Origin of the sequence: Streptomyces sp. NPDC001502, assembly GCF_042894785.1 — a bacterium.
Lineage (GTDB): Bacteria > Actinomycetota > Actinomycetes > Streptomycetales > Streptomycetaceae > Streptomyces > Streptomyces kutzneri.
Genome location: NZ_JBIAVW010000013.1, coordinates 36,095 through 55,886, shown reverse-complemented (window position 1 = coordinate 55,886; position 19,792 = coordinate 36,095). Strand labels below are relative to the sequence as shown.

At 73.5% G+C, this 19,792-nt stretch carries 21 protein-coding genes; 8 read left to right on the top strand and 13 right to left on the bottom strand.

The annotated features are described in order from the left end of the window. Nucleotides 1-8 precede the first annotated feature (8 nt). Together ACFY0D_RS23125 and cynS are read left to right on the top strand one after the other, a co-directional pair. A complete protein-coding gene (locus tag ACFY0D_RS23125; RefSeq protein WP_390799957.1) occupies nt 9-623 on the top strand; it encodes a carbonic anhydrase in 615 nt (204 codons plus the stop codon). A gap of 73 nt (nt 624-696) precedes the next feature. Beyond that, nucleotides 697-1,167, top strand: coding sequence for a cyanase (gene cynS / locus ACFY0D_RS23120; RefSeq protein ID WP_390799956.1), 471 nt, complete (start codon nt 697-699; stop codon nt 1,165-1,167). A 7-nt stretch (nt 1,168-1,174) separates the two neighbouring features. Here the strand turns inward: cynS and ACFY0D_RS23115 are convergent, their stop codons facing one another. The 3 genes from ACFY0D_RS23115 to ACFY0D_RS23105 all read right to left on the bottom strand — a co-directional run bounded on the left by ACFY0D_RS23115 (nt 1,175) and on the right by ACFY0D_RS23105 (nt 4,026). Further along, nucleotides 1,175-2,449, bottom strand: a complete 1,275-nt coding sequence (locus tag ACFY0D_RS23115; protein ID WP_390799955.1) for a tryptophan 2,3-dioxygenase family protein — start codon at nt 2,447-2,449, stop codon at nt 1,175-1,177. A 322-nt stretch (nt 2,450-2,771) separates the two neighbouring features. Next, nucleotides 2,772-3,185, bottom strand: a complete 414-nt coding sequence (locus ACFY0D_RS23110) for a rodlin (RefSeq protein WP_390799954.1) — start codon at nt 3,183-3,185, stop codon at nt 2,772-2,774. 94 nt (nt 3,186-3,279) lie between these two features. Then, a complete protein-coding gene (locus ACFY0D_RS23105) occupies nt 3,280-4,026 on the bottom strand; it encodes a class I SAM-dependent methyltransferase (RefSeq protein WP_390799953.1) in 747 nt (248 codons plus the stop codon). Here ACFY0D_RS23105 and ACFY0D_RS23100 point away from each other — a divergent pair. After that, nucleotides 4,025-5,644: an AMP-binding protein gene (locus ACFY0D_RS23100; protein WP_390799952.1), complete on the top strand. Its 1,620-nt coding sequence runs from the start codon at nt 4,025-4,027 to the stop codon at nt 5,642-5,644. The genes ACFY0D_RS23105 and ACFY0D_RS23100 overlap by 2 nt on opposite strands. On the opposite strand, the gene ACFY0D_RS23095 is transcribed toward ACFY0D_RS23100, so the two are convergent. The 4 genes from ACFY0D_RS23095 to ACFY0D_RS23080 all read right to left on the bottom strand — a co-directional run bounded on the left by ACFY0D_RS23095 (nt 5,623) and on the right by ACFY0D_RS23080 (nt 8,878). Beyond that, nucleotides 5,623-6,780, bottom strand: a complete 1,158-nt coding sequence (locus ACFY0D_RS23095; protein ID WP_390799951.1) for a serine hydrolase domain-containing protein — start codon at nt 6,778-6,780, stop codon at nt 5,623-5,625. The two genes, ACFY0D_RS23100 and ACFY0D_RS23095, sit on opposite strands and share 22 nt — an antisense overlap. A gap of 94 nt (nt 6,781-6,874) precedes the next feature. Beyond that, entirely contained in the window at nt 6,875-7,057 is a 183-nt protein-coding gene (locus ACFY0D_RS23090; protein ID WP_390799950.1) for a hypothetical protein, read from the bottom strand. Nucleotides 7,058-7,136: 79 nt separating this feature from the next. Further along, nucleotides 7,137-8,465 (bottom strand): RNA polymerase sigma factor, encoded by a 1,329-nt coding sequence (locus tag ACFY0D_RS23085; RefSeq protein WP_390799949.1) that lies wholly within the window; start codon nt 8,463-8,465, stop codon nt 7,137-7,139. Continuing rightward, nucleotides 8,459-8,878 (bottom strand): YciI family protein, encoded by a 420-nt coding sequence (locus tag ACFY0D_RS23080; protein WP_390799948.1) that lies wholly within the window; start codon nt 8,876-8,878, stop codon nt 8,459-8,461. Before ACFY0D_RS23080 ends, ACFY0D_RS23085 begins: the two co-directional genes overlap by 7 nt. Nucleotides 8,879-9,044: 166 nt before the next feature. On the opposite strand from ACFY0D_RS23080, the gene ACFY0D_RS23075 reads away from it, so the two are divergent. From ACFY0D_RS23075 to ACFY0D_RS23065, 3 genes are all read left to right on the top strand, one after another. Next, the gene (locus ACFY0D_RS23075) at nt 9,045-9,476 is read left to right on the top strand and encodes a GNAT family N-acetyltransferase (protein ID WP_390799947.1); all 432 of its coding nucleotides are present in this window, start codon (nt 9,045-9,047) and stop codon (nt 9,474-9,476) included. Nucleotides 9,477-9,564: 88 nt separating this feature from the next. Next, on the top strand, nt 9,565-9,918 hold the full coding sequence (locus ACFY0D_RS23070; RefSeq protein WP_390799946.1) for a VOC family protein: 354 nt from the start codon (nt 9,565-9,567) through the stop codon (nt 9,916-9,918). A 269-nt stretch (nt 9,919-10,187) separates the two neighbouring features. Next, nucleotides 10,188-10,901 carry a hypothetical protein gene (locus ACFY0D_RS23065; RefSeq protein ID WP_390799945.1) on the top strand — a complete coding sequence of 238 codons (714 nt, stop codon included), beginning with the start codon at nt 10,188-10,190 and terminating at the stop codon, nt 10,899-10,901. Nucleotides 10,902-11,058: 157 nt separating this feature from the next. On the opposite strand, the gene ACFY0D_RS23060 is transcribed toward ACFY0D_RS23065, so the two are convergent. Together ACFY0D_RS23060 and ACFY0D_RS23055 are read right to left on the bottom strand one after the other, a co-directional pair. Further along, nucleotides 11,059-11,298, bottom strand: a complete 240-nt coding sequence (locus ACFY0D_RS23060) for a hypothetical protein (protein WP_390799944.1) — start codon at nt 11,296-11,298, stop codon at nt 11,059-11,061. A gap of 112 nt (nt 11,299-11,410) precedes the next feature. Then, nucleotides 11,411-12,073, bottom strand: a complete 663-nt coding sequence (locus ACFY0D_RS23055) for a lysophospholipid acyltransferase family protein (RefSeq protein WP_390799943.1) — start codon at nt 12,071-12,073, stop codon at nt 11,411-11,413. 229 nt (nt 12,074-12,302) lie between these two features. On the opposite strand from ACFY0D_RS23055, the gene ACFY0D_RS23050 reads away from it, so the two are divergent. After that, nucleotides 12,303-14,912: a serine hydrolase gene (locus tag ACFY0D_RS23050; protein WP_390799942.1), complete on the top strand. Its 2,610-nt coding sequence runs from the start codon at nt 12,303-12,305 to the stop codon at nt 14,910-14,912. A gap of 54 nt (nt 14,913-14,966) precedes the next feature. Here ACFY0D_RS23050 and ACFY0D_RS23045 read toward each other — a convergent pair whose 3' ends face one another. Then, nucleotides 14,967-15,779, bottom strand: a complete 813-nt coding sequence (locus ACFY0D_RS23045) for a hypothetical protein (protein WP_390799941.1) — start codon at nt 15,777-15,779, stop codon at nt 14,967-14,969. Beyond that, nucleotides 15,779-17,056 (bottom strand): VWA domain-containing protein, encoded by a 1,278-nt coding sequence (locus ACFY0D_RS23040; RefSeq protein WP_390799940.1) that lies wholly within the window; start codon nt 17,054-17,056, stop codon nt 15,779-15,781. The genes ACFY0D_RS23045 and ACFY0D_RS23040 overlap by 1 nt, the downstream gene beginning before the upstream one ends. A gap of 182 nt (nt 17,057-17,238) precedes the next feature. Here ACFY0D_RS23040 and ACFY0D_RS23035 point away from each other — a divergent pair, with 182 nt between their 5' ends. Then, nucleotides 17,239-17,595, top strand: coding sequence for a DUF6204 family protein (locus ACFY0D_RS23035; protein WP_390799939.1), 357 nt, complete (start codon nt 17,239-17,241; stop codon nt 17,593-17,595). A gap of 4 nt (nt 17,596-17,599) precedes the next feature. Here the strand turns inward: ACFY0D_RS23035 and ACFY0D_RS23030 are convergent, their stop codons facing one another. Together ACFY0D_RS23030 and ACFY0D_RS23025 are read right to left on the bottom strand one after the other, a co-directional pair. Continuing rightward, nucleotides 17,600-19,291 (bottom strand): FAD-dependent monooxygenase, encoded by a 1,692-nt coding sequence (locus tag ACFY0D_RS23030; RefSeq protein WP_390799938.1) that lies wholly within the window; start codon nt 19,289-19,291, stop codon nt 17,600-17,602. Nucleotides 19,292-19,367: 76 nt separating this feature from the next. Further along, entirely contained in the window at nt 19,368-19,778 is a 411-nt protein-coding gene (locus ACFY0D_RS23025) for an organic hydroperoxide resistance protein (RefSeq protein WP_351157374.1), read from the bottom strand. Nucleotides 19,779-19,792: the final 14 nt, after the last annotated feature.

Below are 19,792 nucleotides of genomic sequence, written 5' to 3'. Positions count from 1 at the left end.
GAGTGACCATGCAGACCTTGCGGACCATGCCCGGACCGCACGACCTCGCGGACGGCGTCGCGCGTTTCCAGCGCGAGGTGTTTCCGGCCAAGGCGGACCTCTTCGCCCACCTGGCCGAGGTGCACCGGCCGACGACCCTGTTCATCGGCTGTTCGGACGCCCGCGTCGTGCCGGAGCTGATCACCCAGAGCGAGCCCGGCGAGTTGTTCGTCGTCCGTACCGCCGGAAATCTCGTCCCCGCCCACGCACCGGGCGCGGACGGGGTGGCGGCCAGTATCGAGTACGCCGTCGCGGTCCTCGGGGTCACCGGCATCGTCGTGTGCGGGCACTCCGCCTGCGGGGCGATGACCGCCCTGGCCGAGGGCGCCGACCTGAGCGCCGCCGCCTCCGTCGCGGGGTGGCTGCGGCATGCGGACGCCTCGCTGGCCCGTACGGCGGGCGCCGCCGGCCCCGACCGGCTGTCCGCCCTGGTCCGCGAGAACGTACGCGCCCAGCTCGCGAACCTGGCCACCCACCCCTCGGTCGCCCGCGCACGGGCCGCGGGGACCCTGACGCTGCACGGCTGGGTCTACGACATCCGCTCCGGCGGTGTCACGGACGTCGGCGCCGCAGCGGCCGGCTGACCCCGCGCCCCCTCTTTCACCCCGCTCCCACCCCACTCCCCCTCTTCTCCCCTCTTCTCCGAAGGACACCTTGATGCAGCACGCCCAGTTCGACCCCACCGCCCGCCAGGCGCTGGCCGTCACCGCCGTCGACGCCAAGACCCGCAAGGACCTGTCCTGGCAGCAGCTCGCGGACGCGGCCGGCCTGTCGGTCGCCTTCGTCACCGCCGCCCTGCTGGGCCAGCACGCCCTGCCCGAGGCCGCCGCGAAGGCGGTCGGCGGACTGCTGGACCTGGACGAGGACGCGGTGCGGCTCCTGCAGACGATCCCGACCCGTGGTTCCCTCCCCGGAGGCATCCCGACCGATCCGACGATCTACCGCTTCCACGAGATGCTGCAGGTCTACGGGACCACGCTGAAGGCGCTGGTCCACGAGCAGTTCGGGGACGGCATCATCAGCGCGATCAACTTCAAGCTGGACGTCAGGAAGGTCGCCGACCCCGAGGGTGGTGAGCGCGCCGTCATCACCCTGGACGGCAAGTACCTCCCGACCCGCCCCTTCTGACGATCATTCAGGCACGCTCGCCCGCGCCGCGCTGCTGACCGAGCTGCCAGAAGAGCCGGTTGTCCAGGCACTCGGCCAGGTAAGGGACACCCGCGGTGTAACCCGAACCGCGGGACCCGCCGAGCATGCGCGCGGCGAGGCTCCGGTGGGTGGACTTCCAGTGCTGGTGCCGCTCCTCCAGGGCGCCGAGCGCGCTGCGGAAGCGGTTCCACTCGGCCTCGCCGAGACGGGCCGTGCGGCGCAGGTCGAGGTAGGCCCGGACCACCGTGTCGTGGGCTTCGCCCTCGGCCTCGGCCCGTACGGAGGGGACGTTGGTGAAGGCTTCCGACCCCAGCCGCGGGGCGGTCGGGAGGCCGCACAGGATCTCGAAGCGCTTGTACTGTTCGGACTGGATGGCACTGGCGCCCTGGGTGAACTGCCGGAACGCGGAGAAGTGTCCGGGCCGCATCGTGGCCACCATCCGGAACAGCGCCGAGGCCCGGTCGAAGAGACCGGCCGCGCGGTCCACATGGTCGGCCGCCGTGTCCAGCCGGCCGGCGCGCAGCGCCCCGATCGCCGCCCGGACGTCCGCCGCGATCGCCGTGAAGATCATTTCGTGGGCCTGGAGGGCCCGGATGAAGAAGTACTCGTCGTGCAGCACGTACACGGGCTGGACCGTCACGTCGAACCAGTGGCCGGCCCCTGTGGCCGTGGGCCGGGGAAGGAGCTCGGCGACGTCCGCCCAGCGGGACCACGGCGCGTGGGCCGCCCGGGAGGTCAGGTCAGCGGCGTCCGGGACGTCGAGGTCGTGTGCCACGAATCGCAGTGCGTGGCGCAGCCGCTTGCGCAGGGTCACCGGGTCCGGCGGATCCCGGTCCACGGAGTCCCGCGACTCCCGCGACTGCCGCGGTTCCCGCGCCGGGGCCTCCGACTGGATCTCGAAGCGTATGACGTCGGATATGAGCAGCGTGGCCATGCGGTTCGGGTCCGGCGCGTCATCCGTGTCGCCCAGGAGGAGCTCCAGCAGCGGCAGGGAGAGGTAGGTCCGGTTCCAGTAGCGCCCTTCGTGCTTGTCGAGCATGCAGTCGAGGAACGCCTGGAGATGGGGCGGGCCGTGCACGGCGTGGCGGTTGCGGATCTCGCTGAGCCTCAGCAGGAGGGGCTGCGGCAGGAAATGCTTCCCGGTCCGCCGGACCTCTTGTGTGACGGTACGCGCCAGGTGGATTCCGTCCGGCTCTCCGTCCTCCCCTTTCGCGTGGCCGATGGCCGCCCAGCGGTCCTCCTCTGCGCATTCCGGATTCATCGCCACTCGCCTCCTGGACCTGGTGGGCCTCACGCCGTCCGGGTGAAGCAGGAGATTCCAGTGGGCATGATCGGAACGCTGCCCGTCATGTCTCGAACATTCGTGTCTTGACAAGGGCGGAAGGGCACGCGCAGAGCCTCCGGCCCGGTCGGGCAGGAGGCTCTGTGACGTACGGTTCGGTGCCCACCCTGGCGGCCGGTCGGCCGCCGCGCGCCGGTGGAGGAGGCGGATCCGGGGAACCGTGGATCCGGGTGGAACAAGCCGGGGCCCCGTGGGCACTCGCGCAGGCGTCGGAGGCCCCGGCTCGCACAAGGGGACTGCGTCAGCTGCCGGCCGAGACGTTGCCCGACAGGACCGGGATGTTGTCCAGGATGTGGGAGAGCGGCTCGTCGCCCTTGGCCTGGGTGGAGTTCTCGGTGCACTGCTGGTTCTGCGGGTTCGACAGGACGTTGATGTCCTGGACACCGACGTTGGCGAGGACGGCGAGCAGGGACTGGGCGTTGACCTTGACGGGCAGGCCGATGCAGGGCTTGTTCAGGGTTCCCTGGATCACGCCGAGCTGCGGGCTCAGGTCGCCGCGGGTCTCCTGGTTGCCGTAGATCTGCTGGGCGTTGTTGCCGTTGACGGTGTTGATCCCGTTGTCGTTGCCGATGGCCATGGCCGGGGCGGCCACGGCCGCGCCCGCGCCGACGATCGACGCGGTGACGGCGGCGGTGGCCATGAACTTCTTGATCATCAGTGGTCCTTCTGTCGCACGAGTGCACGGTGATAAGCACCTTGATCAACGGCCGCGGGTGGGCGCAGGTTGCGACACTTCACCCGAACAGCCCCTACCGCGTCTCGCGCCCCCGGACGGCCACGCTCAGCTCGACGACGTAGTGCTCCTCCACCCATCCGTCTTGGAACCGGTCCATGAGGAGGGCCCGTTCGTCCTCCAGGAAGGCATCCGTGCCGGGCTCGCCGACGAGGAACAGGGAGTGGGTGGACAGCTTGGCCAGATGCGTGTCGACCGGGACGCGGCGCGACCACGCGAGCCGGCGGTCGGTGAAGCGCAGCCCCTCCTGGGAGAGGGCGCGCTCGTTGATGTACCAGCCCGGGCCGAACCGCTCCTCGATCCGGTTCTGCTGATCGGCGATCCAGCCGACCCCGGTGTCCGGGTCGTTCTGCCACACCGCCAGGGCCCCGCCGGGGCGCAGCACGCGCAGGGCCTCGGGGACGGCGTGCGCCGGGTCCGTCCAGTGCCAGGACTGCGCGTACGTCAGCAGGTCCAGGCAGCCGCAGGCCAGCGGCAGCCGGTTGCCGTCCGCGCGGACCAGCGGGGTGCCGGGGTTGCGGCGCCGGAACTCCTGCGCCATGCCCTCGCCCGGCTCCACCCCGACCACCAGGGCCCCGCGGGCCTCCAGGAGGGCGGTGGCGATCCCCGTTCCCGCTCCGACGTCGGCGACCCGCGCTCCGGCCAGCGGAAAGCCGGCCATCTCGGCCAGCGTGTCGAAGAGCGCGGGCGGGTACGCGGGGCGATGGGCGGCGTAGCGTGCGGCCGCGGAGCTGAAGGAACGAGCACGGGATTCGTTCGTCATGGCGTCCATGATGCCGGTGTCCCGGAGCGGCGCGGAGAGGCAGTCCCCCATGGTGGCCGCGCGGTATGTCACGTCGCTGGTAGGGGCGTTGGAGCGGTACGGCGGACGGCCCGCGCTCGGCGCCGGCCCGGTCGTCCTCGGATTCCAGGAGGTGCTCGACGGAGCCTGCCGGCTGGCCCGAGTGCTCTCCGGGGCGGGGATCGGGCGCGGCTCGGGACTGGCCTGCGTCACGGGTTCGAACCGGCCGGAGGTGCTGCTGGTACGGATCGCGGCGCACCTGCTGGGCGCCCGGCTGACCCAGGTGCTCGCCGGACCCGCCCTGTACGGGCTCGACTTCGTGCTGCGGGACTGCCGGCCGGACCTGGTCGTGCACGATGTGCCGGTGCCCGCGACCGCGGCGCCCCGGCTCGGACTGGCCGAGCTGCTGCGCCGGGCCGGCCGGACGGAGCCCGGAGCGGTGCCGGTACGGGCGCGGGAGGAGGACGTGGCGCGGGTGACGTACACGGGCGGGACCACGGGGCGGCCCAAGGGGGTGGCCTTCACCTTCGGGGCGATGGCCGCGCGGAACGCCGTACGGCCGGCGGCCTGGGCGGATTCGGTGTACCTGTCGGTGACCTCGCTGGCGCAGCGGTCGGGCGGGCGGTGCCTGGAGCAGTGGCGGGCCGGGGGCCGGGTGGAGATCCTCGAACCGTTCGCGCCCGCGGAGTTCGCGGCGGCGTGCCTCCGCCTGGGGCCCGTGGCCACGTACCTGACGACCTCGATGGTGTACCGGCTGCTGGACGACCCGGCGACCGCCCACGGTGTACCGGGGCTGGCGGCGGTCTCCTACGGCGATTCGCCCGTCCACCCCGAGCGGCTGCGCGAGGCGGTGACCCGCTGGGGCGGCCGGTGGCGGCAGGGCTACGGCACCAACGAGGCGGCGGTGATCTGCCGGCTCTCCCCCGCCGATCACGATGCGGCGGTGGGCGGGCGGCCGGAGCTGCTGGCGTCGGTGGGGCGGCCCGTCGCGGGGGTGGCGGTGGAGGTGCGCGACGGGCGGGGCACGGCGGTGGCGGCCGGCCGCACGGGCGAGGTGTGGATGCGGTCGGGGGCGATGATGAGCGGGTACTGGGGCCGGCCCGGGCTGTCGGCCGGGGTACTGCGGGACGGATGGCTGCGGACGGGGGACCTCGGGCACTTCGGGGCGGACGGCTACCTGTACCTGGACGACCGGATCCACGACGTGGTGATGGTCCACGGGGACAACGTGTACTGCGTGCCCGTGGAGGCCGCGCTCGCCCGGCATCCCGCGGTCGCGCAGGCCGCGGTGGTGGGGCGGCACAGCGACGTCACCGGCGAGGAGGTGTGCGCCTTCCTGGTGCCGGCGGCGGGGTACGAGCCGGGCGCCGGGCTCGCCGCCGAGGCCTGTGACCTGGTGGAGAAGGAGCTGGCCCCGGCCCACCGGCCCACCGCGGTGTTCTGGGAACGGGCGCTCCCGCTGACGGCGCGGGGCAAGCCGGACAAGCGCCGGCTGCGGGAACGGGCGGCGGGGGCAGGCGGGCGTAGGGGCGGTGGGGCGGGCGGGGCTGGCGGGGCGGTCTGGGACCGGTCGGGTGGTCAGGGACGGGTGGCGGCGTAGGTCCAGAACTCCCGCATCACCTCGGGCGAGGCGGGGCCGGCCAGCTCCCGCTGGGTGAGGAGCAGGGTGAGCGTCCCGGTCGCGGGGACGATGTGGGCGGCGGTGCCGGTGCCGCCGATCCAGCCGTACCGGCCCGGTACGTTCCACGGGTCGAGGCGGGCCACGTCGACCGATCCGCCGAAACCCCAGCCCTGGCCCTCCAGGAACACGGCGCCCGCCGCGCGCTGGGGCGCGGTGAGGTGATCGGTGGTCATCTGCCGTACCGAGTCCGCCGAGAGCAGCCGCCGGCCACCCCCGTACGCGCCGCCCGCGAGCAGCATCCGGCCGAAGGCGTACAGGTCGTCGACGGTGGAGACGAGGCCGCCCGCCCCGGACGGGAAGGCGGGGAGGGTGCTCCACTCGCCGTCGGGCGCGTCCACGAGCTCCAGGGCTCCGCCGTCGGGGGCGGCCCGGTAGTAGCCGGTGAACCGGTGGAGCTGCCCCCGCGGTACGGCGAACGCGGTGTCCCGCATGCCGAGCGGCGCGAAGACGCGCTCGGCGAGCACGTCCTGGAACGGCTGTCCGGTCGCTCGGGCGATCAGCACCCCCAGGATGTCGGAGCACGTGTTGTAGAGCCATGCCTCGCCGGGCTGGTGCAGGAGCGGAATCCGTCCCAGGGCCGCCATCCACACGTCCGGCTCCGCCACCTCCTGCGGCCTGGGCGGCCCCTGTTTCAGTCCGTCGAACAGCGGGGCGACGGCGGGCAGCGAGAAGTCGGCGGGGAAGCCGTACCCGGCGCGGAAGGTGAGGAGGTCGGCGACGGTGATCGGACGGTCGGCGGGCACCACGTCGTCGAGCGGTGCGGACGGGGTACGGACCACCGTCGGCGCCGCGAGTTCCGGCAGCCAGCGGGCCACGGGGACCTCAAGGGCCAGCAGTCCGTCCTCGACCAGCATCATGGTGGCCGCGGCGGTCACGGGCTTGGTGACGGAGGCGATCCGGAAGAGGGAGTCCCGGGCCATGGGTGCGGTGCCGGCCGTGTCGAGGGAGCCGACGGCCGCGGCCTCGACGTCATCGCCGTGTGCCACCAGGGCCACCGCGCCGGGCAGTGATCCGTCGCCGACGTGGGTCTCCAGGAGACTGCGCAGGTCGCTCATGGTCCACCTTCTCGTACGTGCGGATGCTCGTAGGGAAGACTGCCGCCGGGCGCCGGATTCATCGGTCCGACACGACCGGGCACGGTCGGGACCGCTATGCGGCCGGGACCACCGACGCGCGTATCGCCGAGGCCCACTCGCCCAGCAGGGCGGCGTGGCGGATCCGCTCCGCGTCGGAGAGGCGGCCCTCGGCGCGTGCGAAGAGGCAGCGGATGTCGGCGTTGATCTCGGCGAGGGAACGGTCGGGGGCGGGGTGATCGTCAAAGGTCGGGCTCACGTGATCAAGAGTAGGCGGCGCCTCTGACAACGGTGGACCATGTCCGTCATGCGGACGCCCGGAGCGGGGTTCCGCCCGCTCATTCCGCGAGCCGGGCGGCCCGGAACCGGAGGTAGCGGCGCTCCGGCACGCTGAGCGTGAGACCGGCGGCCTTCGCGTAGGCGGCCCGTGCCGCCGCCCGCTCGCCCGCCATCTCCAACAGGTGGGCCCGTACGCCTTCCAGGCGGTGGTGGCCGGCCAGGCGCTCGTCCCCGTCCAGCTCCGCGAGCAGGGCCAGGGCCCGCCGCGGCCCGTGCACCATGGCCACCGCGACCGCGTGGCCCAGCCGCTCCACGGGGCCGGGGACCAGGCGGATCAGCAGCTCGTACAGGGCGAGGATCTCCGCCCAGTCGGTGTCCTCGTCGCCCGCCGCCTCGTCGTGCACGGCCGCGATGGCGGCACGCAGCTGGTACGGCCCCAGCGGCGCGTGGGTGAGGGCGTCGCTGACCAGGGCGACCCCTTCGGCGATGGCGGCGTGGTCCCAGCGCGTGCGGTCCTGCTCGGCGAGGGGGATCAGGTCGCCGTCGGGCGTGGTGCGGGCGGTACGGCGGGCGTCCGTGAGCAGCATCAGGGCCAGCAGGCCGGCCACCTCGCCGTCGGCGGGGAGCTGCGCGTGGACGGCGCGGGTGAGGCGGATCGCCTCGGCGGCGAGGTCGGCGCGCTGCAGATCGCTGCCCGAGGTGGCGGTGTAGCCCTCGTTGAAGATCAGGTAGAGCACGTGGAGCACGTCGGCGAGCCGGGCGGCACGGCCTTCGGCCGCTTCCGGGCCGGTCCCGTCGGCGCCACGGGTCCCGTCAGCGCGATCGGTGCCGGCGGTGCCGTCGGGCCTGATGCCGAACGGGGCCTCGGAGGCCTTGATGCGCCGTTTCGCCCGGCTGATCCGCTGGGCCATCGTGGCCTCGGGCACCAGGAGGGCGCGGGCGATCTCCGCGGTGGTCAGGCCGCCGACAGCCCGCAGGGTGAGGGCGATCCGGCCGGCGGGGGGCAGTTCGGCCCGGCAGCAGAGGAAGAGCAGGGCGAGCGTGTCGTCCTCGGAGGGGGCCCGACCCTCCCCCGGCGGCGGAGCCACGAACTCGTCGCGCGGGGTCAGCGCGGCGGCCGTCTCCTCGCGGCGCCTGCGCGCGTCCTCGCTGCGCAGCTGGTCGGTGAGCCGGCGGGAAGCGACACGGATCAGCCAGCCGCGCGGGTTGGCCGGACGGCCCTGCTCGGGCCACTGCCGGGCGGCGGCGAGCAGGGCCTCCTGCACGGCGTCCTCGGCCGCGTCGAAGTGCCCGTAGCGGCGGACGAGCGCTCCGAGGACCTGCGGCGCCAGCCGGCGCAGCAGGTCCTCGCTCGCGGGTGCGGGCTCGGGTTCGGGGCCGGTCAGCACATCTCGGTCCCCGAGCGGCTGTCGACGGGGTGGACGACGACCGGGTAGCTGGGTGCGCCTTCCGGCACCGGGCAGGCGTAGGCGCGGGCGGCGATCTCGGCGGCGCGGTCGAAGTCCGCGACGTCGACGATCCAGTACCCGGCGAGCACCTCCTTGGCCTCCCCGTACGGCCCGTCGGAGATCACGGGGGTGCCGTCGGCGGCCGCGGTGACCAGGCGGGCGTGGCGGGGGTCGGCCAGGCCCTGCCCGTCGACCCATTCACCCGACTCGGCGAGGTCGTCGTTGAGGGCGCCCATGTAGTCGAACATCGCCTTGAGGTCGGCTTCGGACCATCCGGGGCCGTCGCTGTTCGCGGCGCCGCCCATGGCGTCGTAGTCGGCCTGCTTCCCGAGAACCATCAGCATGTACTTCATGGGGTGCCACTCCTTCAGTGCTGCGTGCGCGGCGGCTCCGGGACCGGGATCGGGAGCCTTTCACAGGGGACGTCGGAGCCGTCCCTCCCATTTCGACACGTCGGCCGCGGCCGCGCGCGACGGCCGCGGCCCAGGGCGGTCCCGTACGGCCCAGTAGGCTCGTCGTATGAAGATCATCGACCTTGAGCCCGGCGATCCGCGACTCACCGCCGACCTGCTTCCCGTGCTGCTCGAACTGCGCCCCCACCTCACCGAGGAAGTGTTCCTCAGGATCCTCACGGAGGGGCACGGCCAGGGGCTGCGCTTCTCCGCCGCCTACGACGCGGACGGCCGGTGCGTGGGCGCGGCCGGCTGGCGGATCGTCGTCAACACCTCGGCGGTCCGCTCGCTCTACGTCGACGACCTGGTCACCGCCGCCACCGCCCGTTCCACCGGCGTGGGCCACGAGCTGCTCGCGCACCTGGAGCAGCACGCCGTGGCCGCCGGCTGCACCGCCCTCACGCTGGAATCCGGCACCCAGCGGACCGACGCGCACCGCTTCTACTTCCGCGAGCGGATGGCCGTCACCGCCTTCGGCTTCGAGAAGCCGCTGGGCTGACGCGCTCGCCCGCGGGGAAGTCGTGGACGCCGGGCGGGTGTGGGTGTGGTGCCCGCCCGTCCCGCGGCCGTCCTGGCACCATGGCGGCATGGAACGTGTGCTTGGAATCGGCGGGTACTTCATGCGGGCGGCCGACCCGGCGGCCCTCGGTGCGTGGTACCGCGACTGCCTGGGCCTGGACGCCGACGAGCACGGTCTGTGGCAGCAGGGCGCCGGCCCGACGGTGTTCGCGCCGTTCGAGTCCGAGACCGACTACTTCGGCTCCCGAACCCAGCAGACCATGCTCAACTTCCGGGTCCGCGACCTGGACGCGATGCTCGCGCAACTGCGCGCCAAGGGCGCGGACGTGGACGAGGAGACGCAGGACATGGAAGGCGTCGGCCGCTTCGGCTGGGTCACGGATCCTGCGGGCAACCGGGTCGAACTGTGGCAGCCCGCCTGACCGTCCCCCTGGACTTCCCGGCCTCCCCCGGAACCGATGCTCCGGTATCCGAGGGTCTCGCCGATGCCGGGGGGGATCCGGCCCGAGGCCGCCGTACGGCCCTTCGGCCCGGCCTCGGGGTCACCGTCCTGGAGGCCACGCTCCCCGTCTGGCCGGCCCCGGGGGAACCGTGACCGAACCGTCGCCGCCTCGAAGCGTGATCGACCTCGTCGGCAGGGGCGCCGCCTTGCTAGCTTCCTGGCGAAGCCGACCCCTGGAGGACCGATCCCATGCCAGTTTCCCGAGGCCCCCGCGGCGCACTGGGCGCGGCGGCCGTGGCCGCCGTGCTGCTGGCGGGCACCACCGGGTGCGGGGACAAGAACGGCACGGCGCCGGCCGCGGCCTCGGTTTCGACCTCCGCCGAGGTGTCGGCGTCGGTGTCCGCCCCGGTGTCGGCTTCCGCCTCGCCGTCGATCCCCGCCTCCTCGCCGCCCGGGCCCTCCGCGTCGGCAACCCCGACCGCGGCCGTGACCAGGCCCGTGACGCCTCCCCCGGCTCCGACCCGGCTCACGGTCGCGGTCGACACCCGGGGCGGTCGGCTCGCCCTCGTACGGGGCGGCGCCCCGCAGGAGTTCACCGTCACCCTGCGCAACGGCAACTCCGCCGAGTACCGGCATGTGGTGGTCGCCTTCCAGATGGAGATGCTGGTCGGCGAAGGCGGTGCCGGGGCGGGCAGCGGGCCGGGGTTCCTGCTGGAGCGATTCGACCCGGCCTCGGGCAGCTGGCGGCCCGCCGACTTCCGTATCGCCAACGACGCCAAGCCGCCGGCCCTGTTCTCGGGTGGCGGCCCGCTCGTCCGCGACGCCGTCCGCACCGAGCGCTACCGGCTGCGCGCCACGGCGGGCGGACCCACGGGCAGCAGCCCGGTGGTGGTGTCCTTCATCGACACGGACGCCGACGGTGAGGTCGCGGCCCATGTGGTGCTCGGGCACAGCACCCGCTGAGCGCCGTGGCCAGTGCTGTGGCCGGGAAGGTTTGGCGGGGGGGCTCGTACGGGACGTACTTGCGCGGTCCGACAACCTGGGGTCCCCCCGGACGGAGTCTGGGGGATGAGGTGCCGTACCGGGCGTCGCAACCCGGTGAACCTTGCCGGTCACAGCACTAGCGCGGGATCGACCAGGTGAACTTGCCGCCACTGACCCAGTGGACCACTTCGAGGTCGTCGAGGTCGTGGATCGTGATCCCGGCCTCCGCGGCGATCAGGAGCACGTCGGTCATCGACGTCGCCCTGCCGACGAACTCGCCGTCGACCTCCACGATGCGGAAGGGCGGGTTTCCGGGTTGCACCCCCCGTACGGTGATCCGCGCCGGGGAGATGTGTGGTGTCGAGCCTTCGGTCATGCGGAGACGGTCGCATGCCGTGACCGGTGACGGGCTCGGCGACACGCGAGGGGCCGATCGGCTTCCTCCGCGACAGCGTGCGCTTCCACGGCGCAGCTGTGCGGGACGGGCCTCAGACCGTCTCCCGGCCCGCTTCCCCGAGGGCGGACGCCGCGGTTCGCCAGGCGGCCGTGACCGCTTGACGGGCCCGGTCCGTGGCCTCCGGCACCCGGTCGGGCAGGTGCAGCGGCGAGCCGATGTGGACGTGGAAGCAGGGCCTGCGCAGCGGGGCGGTGACGACGCCGGCGAGCTGCTTGGCGCCGCTGCCCGAGCAGAGGCGGCGGGCACCCGCCTGGCCGATGGGCACGACCGGGGCGCCCGTCGCGGCGGCGAGCCGGGCCAGGCCGCTACGGAAGGGGCCGGGGGCCGTCTCCCCCGCGTCGCGGCGTCCGGGCAGCCCGCCTTCGCCGTAGAGCAGCACGCTGCGGCCCGAGGCAAGGGCGACGGCCGCCGCGTCGAGGGAATCGGCCGCTCGGGCGGTGCCGCGGTGGACGGCGATATGGCCCTCGCGGCGGAGCGCGGAGCCGAGCAGCGGGACCCGCCAGAGGCCACTGGTGGCCAGGATGACCGGCTCGATCCCGTGCCGGCGCAGCGCGGCGACCACGACGGCCGGGTCGGCGAGGGAGGTGTGGTTGGCGACGAGGATGGCGCCGGGAGCAGGGCGGTCCCCGGGGTCGGCGGTGACGGTCAGCCGCCCGAAGGCGGGTACGAGGGCGGCGGCGATTCGGCTGAGCATGGACGACCCCGTTCGGATGGTGAGGTGGTGGTGCGGTGCGATGTGTCCCATGGTCGGCCGGTGGGGCGGGCGGGGGCATGAGTAGGCGTACTCAGCGAATATGACCGAACGGTCACAAGATCCAGCGGAGGGAACGGGCGGAGATCCGGGGACATCTGGCAGTGCGGCGAGGTCCCGCGGGGCCTCGCCGGTCGTATCGGCATGATGTGAGCAGCAAGGCGGGGCTGGGATGAAGGCGGTAACGGTGGCGGGCGGTTCCTCTGACGACCCGGAGATCGAGGCAGAGACCACCGTCCTGGAGGGGGAGCCCAAGACGACGGCCGAGAGCGAGGGCCGGGCGGAGCCGGAGGCCGACGCCGTGGCCGAGGCGGACGCGGAACCCGAGGGCGAAGCCGTCCCTCAGGCCGAGCCGAAGGACGGGCTCGACGCCGAGCCCGAAGCCGACTCCGCATCCCCGGGCGAGGCCGGGTCCTCCGAGGCGGAGGCCGCAGCCGAGGCCGACCGTGCGGGCGAAGCGGACGCCGACCTCCCGGGCGAAGCCCGCACCGAGACGGACGCCGACCCCGAGGGCGAAGACGAGCCCAAGCCCGGTCCCGAGGCGGAGGCCGATCCCGGGGCCGATTCCGAATCCGAGCGCGCGGGCGAGGCTGACGCCGGACTCCCCGGCGAAGCCCGCACCGAGACGGAGGCCGAAGCCGAGGCAGAAGCCGACCACAAGGCCGGGTCCGAGGCCGGGTCCTCCACGGCGGAGGCCGCAGCCGAGTCCGAGCGCGCGGGCGAGGCTGACGCCGGACTCCCCGGCGAAGCCCGCACCGAGACGGACGCCGACCCCGAGGCGGAAGCCGACCACAAGGCCGGGTCCGAGGCCGGGTCCTCCACGGCGGAGGCCGCAGCCGAGTCCGAGCACGCAGGCGAAGCCGACACCGAACTCCCCGGCGAAGCCCGCACCGAGACGGACGCCGACCCCGAGGCGGAAGCCGACCACAAGGCCGGGTCCGAGGCCGGGTCCTCCGAGGCGGAGGCGGAGCCGAAGCGCCCGGGCGAAGCCGACGCCGAACTCCCGGGCGCGGCCCGCACCGAGACGGACGCCGAGGCCGAGACCGAACCTGACGTCACGGACCGCTCCGAGGCGGAGGCGCAAACGGAAGCGGAGGCCGACTCCGACGACCGGTCCGAGGCGGACACCGACGGCGACGACGGAGACGGCGAACCCGTCGTCCAGGACGGGGCCGACGAGCGGCGGCCCGATGACGAAGCCGGGTCGAAGGCGCCCGAGGCCGGGACCGGGGGCGAAGACGCGTCCGACGAGACCATGCTCATCGCCCTGCCCAAGCAGAAGCCCGCCGAGCCGGACGCCCCGCGGAAGGCTCCCGCCTGGGCTCGGGAGACGGAGCCGGACCCCGAGCGGACGAGCCAGTTCGTCGCGCTGAAGGACGTGGACCTGCCCGCGCCCGTCGCGCCGCGGGCTCAGCCGCAGCCCACCGAAGCCAAGGTCGCCGCGCCGGCCCCGGCCGCGCCGCTGCCTCCGCTCGATCTGCTGGCCGAGCTCACCAACACCCCTGCCCCGGCGGAGACCCCGCGCCGGACCGCGCTGCGCCGCGTCAAGATATGGACGCCGATCCTGCTCCTCCTCGCGGGGGCCGGCGTCGGGGCCCAGCTGCTGCGCCCCCTGCCCACCCCGCAGCTCGTCGCCGCCGAGGCCGACCGCACCATCGACGGTCAGTTCTCCGTCCCCTGGCCCGCCAAGGGCCAGGGCGCCGTTCGCATCTCCGGCTCCGGCGACGTCGGCACCTTCGGTGAGCAGAAGCCCGTCCCGACGGCCAGCGTCGCCAAGGTGATGACGGCCTACGTGATCCTCAAGGGCCACCCGCTGGGCAAGAACGACCCGGGTCCGGACATCACGGTCGACGCGAAGACCGTGGCGGACGGCAACTCGGAGAACGAGTCCCGCATCTCGGGCCTGACCGCCGGGCAGAAGTTCAGCCAGCAGGACATGCTCAAGATGCTCATGATCCCCTCGGGCAACAACGTCGCCCGCCTGCTGGCCCGCTGGGACGCCGGCGCCGACTCCGAAGCCGCGTTCGTCGTGAAGATGAACGCCGCCGCCAAGGAGCTCGGGATGAACGACACCACGTACACGGACCCCAGCGGTCTGGACGCGGGCACCGTCAGCACGGCCACCGATCAGCTGAAGCTCGCCGAAGCCGTCATGAAGGACGAGGTGTTCCGCTCGATCGTCGCGCTGCCGAACGCCACCATCAAGGGGCTGCCCCAGCGGCTCGAGAACAACAACATCCTGCTCACCGCCCAGGGTCTCAGCATCCGGGGCATCAAGACCGGTTCCAGCACGCCCGCCGGCGGGACACTGATGTGGGCGGCGTACAAGTCGATCGGTGACGAGACGCCGTTGATCCTCGGCACGTTGATGGACCAGCGGGTGGACGGGCCGGACCTGAACGCCGAGAGCAGCCTGAAGCTGGTGCTGGCGAACAGCAAGAAGATCATCGAGGCGGTACGAACGGCGCTCGCGTCGGTCCCGGTGGTCCGCAAGGGCGACGTCGTGGGCCATGTGGACGACGGGCTCGGCGGCCGTACCCCGCTGGTGGCGACCAAGGACCTGAACGTGATCGGCGTCCCGGGCCAGCAGCTGAAGCTGTCCCTCGCGATCGGTGCCGGTGCCGGTGCGGGTGCCGGACCGCTGCCGCACACCGCGAAGGCCGGTTCCGAGGTGGCCGTGCTGACGGTGGGCAGCGGGGAGGGAGCCCGGAGCGTGCCGGTGGCGGTCAAGGGGGCCCTGGCCGAGCCCTCGTTCGGGACCCGGCTGACCCGCGGCCGCTGAATCGCGGACACGTGAGGGGAGGCCGTGGCCTGCGGGCCACGGCCTCCCCGTTTTTCAGGCGCCCGGCGGGATCCTGGACGGGCGGCCCGTACCGCGCGTCAGGGAGTACCCGAGGATGCCCGCGAGGGCGGCCAGCACGCCGCCCGCGGCGGTCCAGATCCAGCGGTCCGTCCACCAGCCGCCCGACCAGCCGTCTTCCGGCTCGCGCAGGGTCGCGGTCACGGTGCCCGCGACCAGCGGGGTGGAGAGGGCGCCGTCCACCGCCTGGACGCCGCCGGTCTCCTTCACCTCGGCCTCGACGGCCGCGCGCACCGGCAGGCCCTTGTCCTCGTCCGGCTGGTCGACGACCGTCAGGCGTACGTAGTAGCTGCCCGGCAGCGGATCGTTGGCCCACGGCTCGGCGCCGGCGCGTACGGTGCGCAGGGTGCAGGACAGTTCGACCGTGGCGGCTTCCTTCGCCGCGGCCGCGGTCTGCGTGCCGTAGGTGCAGGCCTGCCGGCGGCGCAGTCCGTCGTACACGTCGAGCTGCCAGGTCGTGGCGCCGTGCCGGGACGCCGCATCGGGCAGGGTGACGGCGGCCTTCACCGTGGCGCGCTGCTGCGCGTCGATCGGCACGACCCAGTAGAGGTAGTCGCCGCTGGACGCGCCGGCCGTGGCCTTCTGGCCCGGGCGGAACGCCGCTGCGGTGCGGAAGCTGGTGCCGGCCTCGGTCGGGGCGGATTCGGCCTTGCCACCGCCCGGGCTCGCGCTGGCGCTGGCGCTCGGCGAGGGCGTGTCCGCGACGGCCGTACCCACGGCCGTACCCGCCACCGTGAGGGCGGCGGCCGCGGCCAGCAGGGACGCGGTCAGTGTGCCTACTCTACGCATCAGTTGGTCCTCCAGACGGAGATGCGCCAGCGGGAGATCCATCCCCACACCAGACCGGCCAGCAGCCCGGCGAGCGCCAGCACGGCCAGCAGCCACCAGCCCCGGCCGAGGCCGAACGCGGCGACGTCGGAGGCCTCGTCGGGTCCGTCCACCAGGTCGATGGTCAGCTCGACGGGCATGCCCGGGGTCGTCTTGACGGAGGCGGGAGCGGAGAAGGAGTTGCTGACCTGGAGGCAGACGGTCTCCGGCACGGGCTTGGCGTCCGAGTCCTGGCCGTCGATCTCGGCCTTCGGGTAGCGCAGGCCGGTCGAGAGGACGTCGGTACGCCCGTCACCCGCCTCCGAGCCGCGCACGATCTCGCGCCCGTGGACGGTGGTGGCGCGCAGCAGGACGCCGTAGTCGTTGTTGACGGCGCGGTCGGCGCCGATGCTGACCGAGGCGCGCAGTTCCTGCCCCGGAAGGACGTCGACCCGGTACCAGCGGTGTTCGCCGAAGGTCTCGCGGTCGCTGTAGAGGCCGGCCTTCAGCTGCGGGGCGCCCTCGCACTGCTTCGCGCCCTCGGTCGCCACCGGGTTGACGATCGGGTCAGCGGCCCGGTCGACGAGTTGTTTCACTCTGCTGGAGAGGTCCGCCTTGTGCTGCACCGAGGTGTAGGTGCCGCCGGTGGCCTCGGCGATGCAGGTCAGCTGGGCCCGGGTCTTGGCGTCCGGTACCAGGCCGAGGGTGTCGATGACCAGGTGGATGCCCTTGGCGGCGATGTCGCGCGCCACTTCGCACGGGTCGAGCGGGGCGCAGGTGTCCTCGCCGTCCGTGATGAGCACGATCCGCTTGGAGCCGTTGCCGCCCTCCAGGTCCTGGGCCGCGCCGAGCAGGGCCGGTCCGATCGGCGTCCAGCCGGTGGGGGCGAGGGTCGCCACCGCGGTCTTCGCCTCGGTCCGGTCGAGGGGGCCGACCGCGTAGAGCTGCTTGGTGTCCTTGCAGCCGAGGGCCCGGTCGTCCCCCGGGTAGTTGGCCCCCAGGGTCCGTATGCCGAGGCGCACCTCGGCCGGGACCGCGTCGATGACCTCGTTGAAGGCCTGCTTGGCCGCGGCCATGCGGGTCTGTCCGTCGATGTCGTTGGCCCGCATGGAGCCGCTCACGTCGAGGACGAGGTCGACCTTGGGGGGTTCCTTCGCCGTCGGTTCGTCGGCGGCGGTGGCGCTCGCCGGGAAGAGCCCGACGGCCAGGGCGGCGAGCAGGCCGCACGCCCCGACCGCAAGCCGTTTTCTTGTGATCATCGCCGGATCGTATTGAGGATCGTCCGGCAATCCAAAACGGGCTCCCGGCCGGGGCTTTCGGGGTGTCCGTGCGGTGTACGCGGCCCTGCGCGGCCCTGTGCGGCCGTCCGCGGGGTGGCGGGCGGGGCGGACCGGCGGATATCCGGATGCAGGGGACGCGGTGCCCGATCTAGGCTCCGGGGATGAGTGCTACCCGTACCTTCCGTATCACCGTCCGCGGCTCGTTCGACGGTCTGACCGACGAGCAGACGGCCGAGCTGCTCGCCGCCGCGCCCGAGCACGACATGCTGCGCGCGGAGTTCACCGCCGAGGGGCATCTCACGTACGACCTCGCGGCTCGCCCCTTCTTCACCTTCCGCTTCGTGGACACGGGTGAGGCCGAGGAGGACATCCTCGACGCGACGGCCCGGGCGGAACTGGCGGCGGAGAGCTGGCTGGACGAGCGCGGGTACGGCTTCAAGCAGCTGAGGTCCCAGGCCCAGGACATGTCGCTGGCCCCGCTGGGCAAGCGGCAGCGCCGCGAGGCCGCCCGGGCCTGACGGATCAGTTCGGCGGGGGCGCGGCGAAGACGGCCGCGAGGTGGGCGGCCAGCGGACGCGGGTCGGGCGGGGAGAGCGGGAGCCGGGCGCCGAGGTATCCGTCCGGGCGGATCACGAAGGCCGTGGGCTCCTCGGCCGCGTAGAGCCGGGCGAACTCGCCCCGGGTGTCGGCGTAGACCGGCAGGGTCGTGCCGTCGGCCTCGACGATGGCATGCGCGTCGGCGCCGGCGGCGGCCTCCGCCGCGAGCACCAGGCAGACCTCCATCCGGCCGCCCGAGGATTCCCGGGCCGTCCGGACGAGTGCGTCGAGGCCCGAGCCGGTCGCGGACCCGGGCCCGAACGCGGCTCCGTAGAGCAGCAGTACGTGGTCCCGCTCGCGCAGGACGTCGTACAGGCGCAGCGGGTAGGCGGTGCCGGGCCCGGTGAGGCCCGCGCAGTCGGGTGCCCGGTCGCCGGGCCGGGGGCCCCGGCCCTCGCCGGCCGGGTCCACGGTCGGGCTTCCCCGGTAGCCGACGAGGAGTTGGGCCTCGCGCATCATCACCGTGGCCGGGTCGTCGGGGTCGTTCTCCATTCCCTCGACGGCGTGCCGTACGGTGCGGCCGACGACTTCCTCGCCGACGGGCCGGCGCTCGGCGTCGTAGCCGGCGAGCAGGCCGGGGTGGGCCGCGCCCGCGCAGGCCAGGGCGAGCTTCCAGGCCAGGTTCCAGGCGTCCTGGATGCCGGTGTTCATGCCCTGGGCGCCGGTCGGCGGGTGGATGTGGGCCGCGTCCCCGGCGACGAAGACCCGGCCGTCGCCGTAGTGGTCCACGATCCGGTGGCTGATGCGGAACACCGAGGTCCAGCGGATGTCGAAGGCGGTGGTCGGCTGCGGTGAGAGCCGGTCCAGGACGGCCTGGATGTCGGCCAGTGCGGGGCCCCGGACGTTCTGCAGGCCATGCGTGATGCCGTCGGATGCGGCCGCGTCCTGCCGTGCGGTGGAGAGTTCGGGCGGCACCATCATCGACATCCGGTACCGGCCCCGGCCGGGCAGCGGGATGCAGACGAGCACGTCGTCGACCGCCCGGTCGTCGTTGAGGTGCATGGCGCGCAGGTTGTACCCGGGCGGCAGGTCCCAGTCGACGCGTACGTCGGCGAGCATGTACTCCTCGGCGAAGGCCCCGCCTTCGAAAGTGAGGCCGAGCCCTTTGCGGACGATGCTGTGCGCGCCGTCGCAGCCCACCAGGTACCGGGTGCGCAGCTCTTCCTCCGCCCCGGACGGGGTGTGCAGCCGGCAGGTCACCCCGTCGGCGTCCTGGGTGAACGACACGAGTTCGGTGCCTCGTTCGACGCTCGTTCCGAAGCGGCCCAGGAACTCGTCCAGGATGCGCTCGGTCTCGTACTGCGGCAGCGCCGCGAATCCGTAGGGCACCTCGGGCGGGACGGAGAGCTCGGTGCGGGCCTTCTCGACGCCGTTGACGTAGAGGAACTGCCCCCGCATCGGGACGGCCGCCTCCAGTGCGGCGCGGACCACCCCCATGCGGTCCCACACCTCCAGCGTGCGCGGCTGGATGCCCACGGCTTTCGCGAACGGCAGCCCGGCCGGCAGCCGGTCGACGATCCGGCAGGTGACACGCCGTCTGCGGAGCTCTGCGGCGGCGGTCAGCCCGACCGGGCCGGCGCCGACGACCAGGACGTCCGTTGCGTAGGTGTGCGCCACTGACGCCTCCTGGCGTGCGGCCCCCGGGGAAGTGAATGCCCTTCCATGGTGGCCGCCCGCCAGGTGTCCGGCATCTTTACTCGATCACGAGGTCCACGTCGATGTTGCCGCGGGTGGCGCGGGAGTACGGGCAGACCTCGTGGGCCTGCTTGACCAGCAGGGCGCCCGTCTCGCCGGCCAGGGAGTCCGGGAGCTCGACGCGCAGGGTGGCGCGCAGGCCGAAGCCGGCGCCCTCCTTGATGATGGAGACCTCCGCGGTGACCGAGGCCTCGCTGGTGTCCACCTTGGCCTGGCGGCCGACCAGGCCGAGCGCGCTGGCGAAGCAGGCGGCGTAGCCGGCGGCGAAGAGCTGCTCGGGGTTGGTGCCCTGCCCGTTGCCGCCCAGCGCCGGGGGCATGGCCAGGGCGAGGTCGATCTGGCCGTCGGAGCTGACGGCGCGGCCCTCGCGGCCGTTGGCGGTGGCGACAGCGGTGTAGAGCGCGTCCATGAGAGGTCCTCTCG